Origin of the sequence: Clostridium sp. (genome assembly GCF_036660475.1) — a bacterium.
Taxonomy (GTDB): domain Bacteria; phylum Bacillota; class Clostridia; order Clostridiales; family Clostridiaceae; genus Clostridium_J.
In genome coordinates, this window is record NZ_JAVXAO010000001.1 from 142623 (window position 1) to 155602 (window position 12980).

8 protein-coding genes and 1 other annotated feature are annotated in these 12980 nt (G+C 30.6%); of the genes, 1 reads left to right on the top strand and 7 read right to left on the bottom strand.

The genetic code is table 11. From position 1 onward, the window contains the following. Positions 1 to 341 precede the first annotated feature (341 nt). From nhaC to asnS, 6 genes are all read right to left on the bottom strand, one after another. Positions 342 to 1796, bottom strand: coding sequence for a Na+/H+ antiporter NhaC (gene nhaC / locus RSA29_RS00615; RefSeq protein ID WP_346941831.1), 1455 nt, complete (start codon positions 1794 to 1796; stop codon positions 342 to 344). A gap of 749 nt (positions 1797 to 2545) precedes the next feature. Then, on the bottom strand, positions 2546 to 3994 hold the full coding sequence (locus RSA29_RS00620) for a HAMP domain-containing sensor histidine kinase (protein WP_346941830.1): 1449 nt from the start codon (positions 3992 to 3994) through the stop codon (positions 2546 to 2548). A 215-nt stretch (positions 3995 to 4209) separates the two neighbouring features. Continuing rightward, complete coding sequence (locus RSA29_RS00625) at positions 4210 to 5934, bottom strand: methyl-accepting chemotaxis protein (protein WP_346941829.1); 1725 nt, start codon at positions 5932 to 5934, stop codon at positions 4210 to 4212. Between the two features lie 314 nt (positions 5935 to 6248). Beyond that, a complete protein-coding gene (locus RSA29_RS00630) occupies positions 6249 to 6878 on the bottom strand; it encodes an NlpC/P60 family protein (protein ID WP_346941828.1) in 630 nt (209 codons plus the stop codon). A 297-nt stretch (positions 6879 to 7175) separates the two neighbouring features. Next, on the bottom strand, positions 7176 to 7934 hold the full coding sequence (locus RSA29_RS00635; RefSeq protein ID WP_346941827.1) for a class I SAM-dependent methyltransferase: 759 nt from the start codon (positions 7932 to 7934) through the stop codon (positions 7176 to 7178). Between the two features lie 463 nt (positions 7935 to 8397). Continuing rightward, positions 8398 to 9792, bottom strand: a complete 1395-nt coding sequence (gene asnS, locus RSA29_RS00640; RefSeq protein WP_346941960.1) for an asparagine--tRNA ligase — start codon at positions 9790 to 9792, stop codon at positions 8398 to 8400. A 230-nt stretch (positions 9793 to 10022) separates the two neighbouring features. Beyond that, positions 10023 to 10269 (bottom strand) — a binding site (T-box leader). 343 nt (positions 10270 to 10612) lie between these two features. Between asnS and RSA29_RS00645 the strand changes: the two genes are divergently transcribed. Beyond that, positions 10613 to 11098, top strand: a complete 486-nt coding sequence (locus RSA29_RS00645) for a DUF1648 domain-containing protein (RefSeq protein ID WP_346941826.1) — start codon at positions 10613 to 10615, stop codon at positions 11096 to 11098. Positions 11099 to 11240: 142 nt separating this feature from the next. Here the strand turns inward: RSA29_RS00645 and RSA29_RS00650 are convergent, their stop codons facing one another. Next, positions 11241 to 12968: an FAD-binding oxidoreductase gene (locus RSA29_RS00650; protein ID WP_346941825.1), complete on the bottom strand. Its 1728-nt coding sequence runs from the start codon at positions 12966 to 12968 to the stop codon at positions 11241 to 11243. Positions 12969 to 12980 lie beyond the last annotated feature (12 nt).

The window sequence follows — 12980 nt, forward strand, 5'->3', positions numbered from 1 at the left end:
CAATTCTTCCCTAACAATATTTAAAGTTTAACCTTATTTTAAAGCATATTCTTATAAACTTTGTTACATATGTATTACATTTCTATTATTAATGGGCATTTACCTTTAAATTAAATGACAAATAGAAAAAATATTTAGTATAATAAAAACCTAAATCAAATATTCGACATTACAACTTATTTCTTGACATTAATCAAGCTATTATGAATACATAATAAACCTTAACCTATTAGAAATGTAAAGAGGAAGATTACTGAATTTTAACCTCAGTAATCTTCCTCTTTAAATCTTAATCGCCTAATATTAATTGTTATTAATTATATTAATTGTTATTAATTATATTAAGCTGATAACTCTTCATCTTTTCTATTATATTCTTCAACCGATAAAGCTTTAGCTATTGGCTTACTTTCATCTAATGGTTTTAGTGCAAATCCAGTATATCCATAAATTGCAGATATGATTGGATTGATTAATCCTAAGAAGTGGAACGGTGCATATGCAAAGGCACTTACTCCTAATGTTGTAAAGTATATTGCCCCACATGTTGACCATGGTACTAACCCTGATGTTAACGTTCCTGCATCCTCAAGTACCCTTGATAGATTTTTAGGATCTAGGTTTAACTTTTCATATACAGGCTTGTACATTTGTCCCGGTATAACTATTGCCATATATTGATCCGCTGCCATAAAGTTCATAGCTATACAGCTCACTATATTTGATAATATAATACTTCCTCTACTATGACAATGTTGAAGTATTTTTGCAATAATCGTATCTAGACATCCTATTTGTTTAACAAGACCCCCAAAACATAATGCACATATAACTAGAGAAATTGTTTCCATCATTCCAAGCATTCCACCTCTATTAAGAAGTGAATCAACCATGGCATTTCCTGAATTCATTTCAAATCCATAAAATAATGATTGTAAAACATCTGCAATAGCATTACCTTGGCCAAATGCAAAGATAACTCCCACTAATGTTCCACCTATCATACCTGGTATAGCTGGCACTTTAAATATAATCATTAACACAACTGAAAGTGGCGCTATAAATATTATTGGAGTAATATTAAAGTTTGCTTGTATAGTCTCTAATATAGCAGTAATTTGACTAGTATCAGCTGCTGTTCCATTTTTAAATCCTATACCTATAATTGCAAATATAATTACTGATATTATAAAACTTGGTACTGTAGTATATAACATATGTCTTATATGATCAAACACATTTACTCCAGCCACCCCAGCAGCTAAGTTTGTACTATCTGAAAGGGGTGATAACTTGTCTCCAAATGAAGCTCCTGTTACAACTGCTCCTGCAACTATTGGTAGAGGTATTCCAAGTCCTGCCCCTATACCCATTGCCGCTGTTCCCATAGTTCCTGCAGTAGTCCATGCACTTCCTGTTGAAACTGAAACTATTGCACATATTATTGGTAGTAAGAATAAAAACATAGTTGGTGTAAATAACTTAAGTCCATAGAATATCATTCCTGGAACTACTCCTCCAGCAATCCATGTACCTACCAGACATCCAACTATCATAATAATAAAATTCGCTTGCATTGCCATAGAGTTAGTCTTAATCATTGACTGCTCCATGTCATCCCATGTGTGCCCTAAAAATTTACCTATAATTGCAGTGATAACGCAACATATTATTAGCGGTATCTGTGGTGCGGCATCAAAAACTAATACCCCCATTAACATAAAGAAAATTAAGCATATAAACGGTATTACCGATATAAGTAGTGATGGTTTTTTAATTTCTTTTCCTTTGTTCATGATTATCCCCCTTGTTAATTAAATATTTATCTTTAAGTACCTCATATAAAAAAGAAATACCTATAAGCGTAAATAGTTTGCACATAATTGTATCCACTATGTTTATTAATGTATATGTAGTATTAAATTTAAAAAATATATAATATATATTATTTTATACATTAATTCACTTTTAGCACTTCCATTGTGAATATATCATGAATTTATACAAAAATCAAATTTTTCTGCATTTTCATCATTTAAGCTCTTTTTTTACATATTAATTTTAAAATATATCTATGTAAACTATTACTTTTTTATGATATTAAATTTAATCATTTAATTTTCATTAATTTATGTATACATTTTGCACTCATTGTATACAATCAATATTTTATACATACAATTATGCATAAATATTATATTTAGCAATGCGAAATAAATGTATTTTTATGTTACATAAATATATTTTTTTTACAATTAAACCCGAATTTGAATTATAAAAAAAACAGCCTAATTATAAGCTGCTTCACCCTAAACCCATTCATTTTTTGTTATTTTTTTATCAATATTGAATTGTTTTTAGATTATATTAATTTTTATTATATGATTATAAAAGTTATTCGCATGCTTGAATTTCAAATGAAAATCGGGTGTCATCCGCCCATTACTATCTACTACACATTTATACTTTGTTTCTAAAGAAGATATAAGTATGTTAAACCGAGTGATATGCCTATCTACTACACATTTATACTTTGTTTCTTAACTCAATTGTAAATATCCGAAAACTCAACATGTATTCTTTCTACGTTTTTATCCATTAAAGCTACATTAACTATATTCATTTCTGGTTCTTTAGCTAATACTATTGGTAATGTAAATGTAAATGTACTTCCTTTACCCATGTCACTTTCAACTTTTATTTCCCCATCATGAAACTCTACAAGTGATTTTACCAACGCTAGTCCAATTCCACTTCCATCTTTCCTTCTATTTGTTGACTTATCAACTTGTATAAATCTATTAAAAATATCTTTTGTCATATGCTTTGGTATTCCAATACCATCATCTTGTACTGAAATGGAAATGTAATTATTAGTACATATTATATTTACTAATATATTCCCACCTTTTTCTGTGAATTTAATTGCATTAGATAATAAATTAAGAATTATTCTTTCAATACTATCAGGATCACATTCCATAACTAACTCTTCCGTATCAGTATCAAAAATTATGTTTAACCCTTTGCTCTCGATATAACACACAGTTGAAAGCACAATATCTTCTACAATTTTAATAATATCAATACTTTCTAATTTTAACTTAAAGCATGAAGCATCAATTTTAGTTATATCAATTAAATTTCCGATTAATCTATTAAGTCTATTAGTATTTTGCTTAATAATTTTCATGTATTTTCTAAAATCCTCATTGTTATAACCATCATTTGCTGTAGTAATTTCAATCATTTGTTGAGAATTATACAGTATATTTAAAGGCGTTTTCAACTCATGAGAAACATTTGCAAAAAAATCATTTTTACTACTTTCAAGTTCCTCTAATTTCTTATTACTCTTCACTAATCTAACTTTGTTTATATAATCTTTAATATAGTAATAATATATCGTCATTGAAACTACAGTAGAAAATATAAATGTAAATGTTAAATTAACTATGTTGTGCATCCCTATTGGAATATCTCTAAAAATTATGTTCAAGAAAATAAGCATTAATATATATGCTAATCCGTTAGTTACTAATGCAACTATTGGCGAAAAGCAAAATATAGCCGAAATAGTAAAGGAAATTATTATATGAGGAGAAATTTGATGATTGACATCAAATAAATTTACAGACATAAATACACCCCAGTAAATAATTATATTAGTAAATGCGCAATGAATTAATTCATTATGCCTAACTGATATTTTTTCAAATATAGAATGATAAAATATCCATATGACTCCTACTAGTAAAATAACAATATGTGAAATATATAGATAAAAGTATGCTTTATTCGCCGTTGACATACAATTATAATATATCAAATCAATCAAAATAAGAATCGCGTTTAGCGGAATTAACGATACCATAGGATAATTCATTCTACTTATATTGGCCTTAACCCTAATGTTTTCAAACGACTCAAAATCATCTATTGAATCAAAATCAGACTTCAAATTTGTAAATTTATGAAAAATACCATTAATCATGTATAGTCACCCCATTCTTTTTTACATATTATAACATATATTCATATTATAATCAATTTTTCTCTGTAAATATACATTTATATTAAAACTAACATTTTATAACCATATTTTTTTTACTTTTCAAGCTACATAAAAAAGCTCTATCACTAGAGCTTTTTACGTTTTTTAAATATATTTATTGAGAAAGAATTTTCTAGTTTAAATTATTATTAATGTTATATTTTAAACTTTGAGATCTCATTCTTTAATTTTATAATATTATCCTTCGATTCCAAAGATTCATCCACTATCTGATTTGAGTTTTGACTAATTTCTAAAACCTTACCTGCTATATCTGTAGTTGCTTCTGCTCCTTCACTGGCTGCCAGTGATACTCCATCTATTATTTTTAATATATCACCTACAGATGATGTAAATCCTTTCATAGTTGCACTCAAATCTATGGAAAAATCTTTATAATATAAAACATCATTATTATATTCATTGCTGGTATTAACTAAGGTGTCATAGTCCTTTAATACTTTTCCTTCTATAAACTGAAGCATATTATTAGAATTCAAAGTTAAATCTTCAACTGAAGATACTATAAGCCCTGTTGTATCTTGTATTTTTGCTATAGTATCCCTAGATTGTTCTGCAAGTTTCCTTATTTCTTCAGCTACAACACTAAACCCTTTTCCAGCTTCTCCAGCTCTTGCTGCTTCAATTGCTGCATTTAGTGCCAAAAGATTTGTTTGTGCCGTTATCTGCAGTATAGAATCTGCTAAAATATTTATTTCTTCTACCGCCTTAGCTTTTTCAATAGATCTTTTCAAACTAATTTCTGTTTCCTTAAATATTTTTTCAGTTTCTCTTTTACTATTCTCTGAAGTATTCATTATATTTTTAGCTTTTTCACTAATCATTGTTGCTCTTTCAGCAGCATCTTGAGATTTTTTTGATATCCCCTGGACTGCCCTTTCCATCTCCTGAGAAGTTGCTGACATTTCTTCTGCTGAAGCTGCTGTTTCCTCCATATTTGCAGAAAGTTCTTGTGTCGTTGCCGATAAATTTGAGATTGCTTCATCAGCTCCTTCTAAACGACTCACGGACTGACTAAGCTGTAAATCAATACTATTAGAGTTTTCACTTATACTATTTATTAATTCTCTTAATTGAGTTCTTACTTTTTCAATTGCAGTTGCCATAACTTCTATTTCATCTTTTGTTTTAACTTTAACTACCTCTGAAGTAAAATTAAAGTTAGCTATTTCATCTAAATTGCTCTTTAAAGCAGCTAAATATTTCAATATCCTGCTAACCACAAAAAACATTATAATAATACCCAAAATTGCCAGTATTAAATTCACAGCTACAACCTTTATTTCATAACTTCTTATTGATGATTTCACATCACTAAGTTCAAAGTCGCAACCTACAAATCCCACAATTTTACCTGAACTATTTTTTATGTTCGATACAGCACTAACTAAATAACCATATTTTTCACTATATTGAACATCTGAATAGTCATCTTTACCGCTGTTTATAGCTATTCTTAATCTTTCACTCCATTCCTCAAGCTCTTCTTCTTCCCCTATTTCCGAATAATCAACCTCTACCCCATCAACAACGTACATAAGTTTATTCTCAGAAGTTTTACTCATTGTATAAAGATATTTAGCCCCTGTATCAACTCTAAGATTTACTAATTGTTTTCTAATCGATTCAAAATAAGGATTAGTTGCATCCTTGCTTTTAGCAAGTTCCTCAAATTTATCACCATCAATACTAGTTCTCACTGATTTAACCATAGATAATGCTTGCTTACCATAAGCCTCCTCACTGATGTTGCTTATAGCACCAAGTGTAGTTATAGTATTAATTATCAGAACTATCCCCATAATAGCTGCTAACATTATACTAAGTTTAAATTTTAAGCTGTAGAATTTCCCCTTCATGTTTGTTATTCCCCCATATAGTTTTATTAGAATCTATAATTATATTGTTTCTTAATTTTCAATTTATACTTGTTCTTTATTATACTTTGTTTTCCCTTATTCTTCAATATATTTCATTTTTTTTGAATATATTTCAATATTTTTTGTCTACATTTATGATTTTATACTTACTTATAACAGGAAATTCCAACTTTATTATATGTACTTTTACAAAACACAGAGACCATTTCAAAGAAATGGCCTCTGTACAAGAATTATAATGAATTTAAATACATTTTCAAAAGCTCTACTTTTAAGTACCTTTTCAATTAATTTCACTTTCTACAATCCTTAACATAATCAATAGGTCTATAAACTTGTCCAAATCTATATAACCAAAGACCTTCCTCCTTAACTCCGCCCTCAGGATAAGCCTTTTTATTTGCTGAATTTATTATTTTTCCATCACCTACATACATAACCACATGCCCCGGTGTAAATATTATATCCCCCGGTTGTATATCTTTATTTGAAACCTTATAGTCCTTTAGAATTTTCTCCTGCTCTGTAGTTGAATATCCTATAAATACATCCGTAACTGATTTATATGTCCAAAAGGTAAGTCCCGAGCAATCAAAAGCCTGCTTTCCTATATATTCAGCCTTATCTAAAGGATAGTACTCATTTCCATAATAAGAAACTAGTTCCTCTAATCTTTCCTCTGTCATAATTTCACCCTTACCACCCCAAACATATTCAAGCCCTACGCTGTCCCTTGCAAGTTGTATTACTTCATTTACAATCTCAATATCTTCCTTAGACATTTTTCTTTTTTCCTTTTCATAGGTGTCATCTAATATTGCATTACACATCATAAAAACTATTGTAAATACACATATGAAACAAAGAAATTTAATCGCAGTTCTCCTTTTCTCACCTCTTCTATTAACCCTAATCCTTCTCATCTTCACACCCCCATACCCTTATGTATTATTTTACCACCAAACTTTCTTTTATATGTTAATTTTACCATTATATTTTCAACTTTATATCTTTAGGATTATTAATAATATAATTTCAATGAAATATTTCTACCAGTTATATTGTCTCCTAATCTATACACTAATCCCTATCATGACTTTCATCCTTGAACGCCCCATTATTCATACATAAAAAATACCGCATATTTGAATAATGCGGTATTTCTGAACTTCATTTAATTGTATTTTTACTAATTTTATGGTTTGTGAAAAGCGTATAAACTATTTTTTCTTTCTACAAACTAGAATATATCGATGTTCAACACTCTCTACATTCCCATTAGCCTTTAAGATTTCATCCAATTTACATAATTCTTCAAAGCAATTATCCACAGAGAAATTCGGAAACTCCCACTCTATAATCTTAGCAAAATAAACTATTGCCCCAATGTCCTTAAATCTTAATTTTGGAAAATATTCATTGCTATATAAAACATCAAAGAAGTTTTTAGATGCTTGATTTAATGCAACATCTAAAGTGTTATCTGGATATTGTGATTTAAAGTCTTTTATCAACGCTTTCGATAATACTTCATTGTTTTTGCCACCAACTTGTTGAGTAATAAACACACCATTAGGTTTTAATATTCTTCTTACTTCTGCTATATCATAGGATCCATGCCTATTGATAATCATATCAAAGGAATTGTCTTCAAATGGCAATTCAACATCCTCAAACACTTGTTTTACCTCAATTCCAAGTGGTTCTAGCTTTTCCTTGCACAACTTCACATTAGGCTCCCACATTTCCGTGACTGCCGTTTTATTATACGGATGCTTCAATGATAATAAAAATTCTCCTCCACCAGTATCCATATCAAGTAACTTATAATCTGAACTTAAATATTTCTTTAATATATCATTATAATCCCAAGGTAAACTTTCATCTTCCCATCTACTTTGTAAGTAAGAAAAATCCCATCCCCTAAAACTCATTTCTTCTTCTTTTTTCCATAATTCTTTTAGTTTATCATAATTCATAACTATCCCTCTTTTCTTTTATTTTTTACCTATAAGAAAATTAGTGCAGTTAGATGATAGTAGTATAACTAATTCTTGGTACATTCTACTATCAGTTTTTATAACTGCACCAAGTAGTTAATTCGATTTTTTCCCATTTTGAGATTTCACCTACTTTCATATTAGTTTAATAAATAATTAAACTACAATTCAAATCAATATCTAATACATATTGTAACATATTTTCAAATACCATACTAACTTTTCTTTGAAAATCATACTTGTATTACCTGTTTTTCTTTAGGATACTAATGTGCATATATCGTTTATACCATGATTATATCTTTACTTAACCTTTTCTTAAATTCATATTTCAATCATTATTATTTATTCTTTATAATACACTATGTAAAAAGGGACCTGATAAATTATCAGATCCCTTTTCTTATAAAATATATTTAACTTTAGTCTTATTATTTTTCTCTTAGAACTCAGCAGTTCCAGTAGTTCTTGGGAATGGTATTACGTCTCTGATGTTGCTCATTCCTGTTACGTACATTATCATTCTTTCGAATCCTAGACCAAATCCAGCATGCTTAGTTCCACCGAATTTTCTTAACTCTAGGTACCACCAGTAATCTTCTGGGTTTAATCCTAATTCTTTTATTCTAGCTACAAGAAGGTCATGTCTTTCTTCTCTTTGACTTCCTCCGATGATCTCTCCGATACCAGGAACCAATAAGTCCATTGCTGCTACAGTTTTGTTATCATCGTTCATTCTCATGTAGAAGGCTTTAATTTCTTTTGGATAGTCAGTTACGAAAACTGGTCTCTTGAATACTTCTTCTGTAAGATATCTCTCATGCTCTGTTTGAAGATCACATCCCCATGATACTGGATATTGGAACTCCTTATCAGCTTTTAAAAGTATATCTACAGCTTCTGTGTAAGTTACACGTCCAAAGTCTGAAGTAGCTACGTGGTTTAATCTTTCAAGTAATCCTTTATCCACGAAGCTGTTGAAGAACTCCATTTCTTCTGGAGCATTTTCTAGTACATAGTTTATGATATATTTCATCATATCCTCTGCAAGCTTCATGTCATCCTTAAGATCTGCAAAAGCTATCTCTGGCTCTACCATCCAGAACTCTGCTGCATGTCTTCCAGTGTTTGAATTTTCTGCTCTGAAAGTTGGTCCAAAAGTATATACATTTCTAAACGCAAGAGCATAAGCTTCTGCTGCTAGTTGACCACTTACTGTAAGGTTTGTTTCCTTACCAAAGAAATCTTTCTTATAATCTATTTTCTTATCATCAGTCATTGGAATATTTTCAAGGTCCATAGTTGTAACTCTGAACATTTCCCCTGCACCTTCGCAGTCACTTCCTGTGATGATTGGAGTATGAGTATAAACAAACCCTCTTTCGTTGTAGAAGCTATGAATAGCAAATGCAACTAGAGAACGTACTCTAAATACTGCTGAGAAAGCGTTACTTCTTGGTCTTAAGTGAGCTATTGTTCTTAAATATTCAAAAGTATGTCTTTTCTTTTGAAGTGGGTAATCACTACTTGACTCACCTTCAACTGTAATTTTTGTAGCTTTAAGTTCAAAAGGTTGCTTACTATCTGGAGTTAGCACAAGTTTTCCTTCTACTATAATAGATGAGCTTATACTTAACTTCTCAATTTCTTTGAAGTTATCTAGTCCATCCTCAAATACAACTTGAACGTTTTTAAAGAAACTACCATCATTAATTTCTATAAACCCAAAAGTTTTAGAACTCCTTAAAGTTCTAATCCATCCTGAAATGCAAATGTCTTGATTTGCAAATTTTTCACTCTCTCTGTAAAGACTTTTTACTAAAACTGTTTCCATAATAAAATCCTCCTTTTTTAATTTATGCACCTTCAACTTATTATTCATTTTCAGATGCCTTATATAAACTTCACATCTCTCCGTTAGTTCCAGACACTGTAGTGTTCATTTGCAAATTCCACCCCTAGTTCCTTAACCCACTTGAAATGTTTGCTTTATTACCTTGGTTTTTAGTATTGATATTAATAAAATCCTATTTTTAGGCAATAAAAAAACCTTTCCTTCCCTAAAAAAACAGGGACGAAAGGATACATTCCGCGGTACCACCCAAATTATCATAATGATCAACTCAACAAGTACAAAGATTTCTCTTGATACTCTGCCCTTCTAACGGAGGGATTCCGTCTAAGCCTATTCTCCCTTGGGATTTCAGTTAGCAACTCCGAGATGTTCTTCAACAAAAGCTTCATATTGGCCTTCCACCGTCACCAACTCGCTTTAACTACTTCTTTTATCTACTCTTCTCATCTTAGTCTTTATTTTAATTATATATTATTAAATAGTATTGTCAAAACTTTATTGTTTATTCAAACTACTTATTATATATTATATGACTCATATTTTATAATGTCAACCATCCCAAACACTTTTATCTAAAACATATTTATCTATAAACTAACATCATATTAAATCAATATAATCCAACTGACAGTATATAAAATAATATATAAAAATACTTATATTAGACTACTACTAAGTCTTATACTTTCACTCACCATCACAACAAACTTATTTACAATTACACACTATAACCAGTGTTAAAATATGTTAAAATATGATTATATTGATTTCGAAATTATTATAAGTTATTAGGAGGTTTACTATGAAAGAAAAGGTTTCTTTTACTAAATTTCAAAAATTTATTGAATGCATAACGCTTCTTGTGCTACTTGGTTCAATAATCTATTTAGCTGTTTCTTGGAATTCTATTCCTAGCACAATTCCTTCCCATTTTAATGCTAAAGGTATCCCTGATGACTGGAGCGGTAAAGGTTCTCTACTTGCGATGCCTATTATATCTATAATATTATATACTCTTCTTACAACCATAACCTTTTTCCCTGCAATCTGGAACACACCAGTAGAAGTCACAGAAAAAAACCGTGCTTTTGTTCATGACAATTTAAGGACAATGCTATGCATTATAAAGCTAATTACAATATCTGATTTTGCTTATATATCCCTATGCGCTGCAACACAACAAAGTTCGTTAAGTAGTTGGTTTTTACCCATGGTATTAATTTCAACCTTTGGTACTCTCACTATATTTATTACTAGAATCGTCAAAGGAAATAAACATCTTAAGTAAGACTCTAATTTAACGGCCCTGTTATCATAAGTTAATTTATGATAATAGGGCCTGATTTTCTTACTTCTATTTGATTTCTACTTCAATTTACCTTTGCCTCAATTTGCATCTACTTTATCACACTACTTAAATTCCAACTAATTTAATATTTCCTAACTCGTTTTTCCTCTTCCTTTAAATCAAGTCCCAAAGTTCCTCCTGGATTCATAATATTATTAGGGTCAAAATGATTTTTCAACACCCTAAATACATCCATTTGATTTTTTCCAAGCTGACCTTCTAGCCATGGTGCAGTCATCTTCCCTATACCATGGTGATGACTCATAGCTGCTCCATATTTTTGAATGTTATCTAGTATTCCATATTGATAATCTAAGTACTCATCAATCTTATTCATCTTCGCTATGAATATAAAATAAAGGTTAGCTCCCTGTGGATATACATGGGACATATGTGTCATGCATATTGTGTTAGGTCTACTTTTACAGAACTTCCTTACACCTTCATGTACTTCCTTCATGGTTTCCCATGTTACGGAGCATTCTAGTGTGTCTATCATAAGTCCATAATCCTGTAAATCTTCCCTCATGTATGGATCTCTAAATCGTCCATGCTCCCACTTCTTAGTTACATATCCTGTAGAATACATAGCTCCATATTTCTTGCATATTTTATTGACCTTTTTCTTAATCACCTTAGTAAAATCACATTCACCATCGGTAAAGCCTAAGAATAAACATCTTTCTCCTGCTTTATATCCCCTTAAATTCATCATTTTATCTATGACAGTTCCTTCAACACCATAAAGCTTAAGTGCTACATCTGTCTCTTCCGGGTCTGATAGCCTAAACACAGATGGAAATCCAAATTGCCCCTGCATGATTTCTCTAGCCGCATTCATACCATCTTCCCAAGTTTTAAATATATAACTAAATTTTCTTTGATTCTCTGGCATATGTCTAAAAATTTTCAAAGTTGCTGACACTAAAACTCCATAGGCACCTTCACTTCCCATCATGATTTCATCAATGGATGGACCCGTTGCATTAGCTGGATACTCCTCAGTTTTAATAGTTCCTATTGGTGTTACATACTCCTGACAAATAACCATGTCCTCTATCTTTCCAAAGTAGGTTGAGTTTTGCCCTGCTCCTCTAGTTACCACCCATCCTCCTACAACTGAGTATTCAAAGGATTGCGGAAAATGTCCACAAGTATATGCTCTCTTTGCATTGAAAAGTTTTGGTGCATTATTTAAAGTTTCCTCAAGCTTAGGGCCTGACATCCCTGCTTCAACGGTAATTGTTTGATTTATTTCATTAAACTTAATTACCTTATTCATGTGAACTCTCATATCTAAAGAAACTCCACTTTCCATACACTCTGTTCCCCTTGTTACAGAAGAACCTCCACCATAAATATAAACTGGTATTTTCTCTTCATTACAGTACTTAACTATAGCTTGTATATCTTCCTTATGCCTCGGATGTATTACTATATCAGGAATGTTTTCTACAATACCTTCTCTAAGTCTCATAAGATCCATCATAGTTTTTCCATAAGCAATTTGAAGCCTTGAGTACTCGTCAGTCTTCACATTTTCTTCGCCAACTATGGATTTAAATACATTCACCTGGTCCTCGGTTAAAGTCATAGGTTTATTATAAGAAACCATTTCTAAACCTTGATTTTGAGGAGTTTTAAAATCCTCATCAGTCATATTAAAAGTTTCCTTCATAAGAGCATATAGTCTTTTATTTGGATGCTTAAACTCCTTTGGATCTCCCCACTTTAAAATAGATCTATAACTTCCCTGCGGTGGTGCTTCCTCAGACCATTTTGGTATGAATTCATTATTAGCTTTACTCATTTTTTTCTCCCC

Excerpts from the sequence above, each read along its gene's own strand:
- RSA29_RS00625 (WP_346941829.1), bottom strand. The coding sequence starts at position 5,934 with ATGAAGGGGAAATTCTACAGCTTAAAATTTAAACTTAGTATAATGTTA.
- RSA29_RS00635 (WP_346941827.1), bottom strand. The coding sequence starts at position 7,934 with ATGAATTATGATAAACTAAAAGAATTATGGAAAAAAGAAGAAGAAATG.
- RSA29_RS00630 (WP_346941828.1), bottom strand. The coding sequence starts at position 6,878 with ATGAGAAGGATTAGGGTTAATAGAAGAGGTGAGAAAAGGAGAACTGCG.
- RSA29_RS00650 (WP_346941825.1), bottom strand. The coding sequence starts at position 12,968 with ATGAGTAAAGCTAATAATGAATTCATACCAAAATGGTCTGAGGAAGCA.
- nhaC (WP_346941831.1), bottom strand. The coding sequence starts at position 1,796 with ATGAACAAAGGAAAAGAAATTAAAAAACCATCACTACTTATATCGGTA.
- RSA29_RS00620 (WP_346941830.1), bottom strand. The coding sequence starts at position 3,994 with ATGATTAATGGTATTTTTCATAAATTTACAAATTTGAAGTCTGATTTT.
- RSA29_RS00645 (WP_346941826.1), top strand. The coding sequence starts at position 10,613 with ATGAAAGAAAAGGTTTCTTTTACTAAATTTCAAAAATTTATTGAATGC.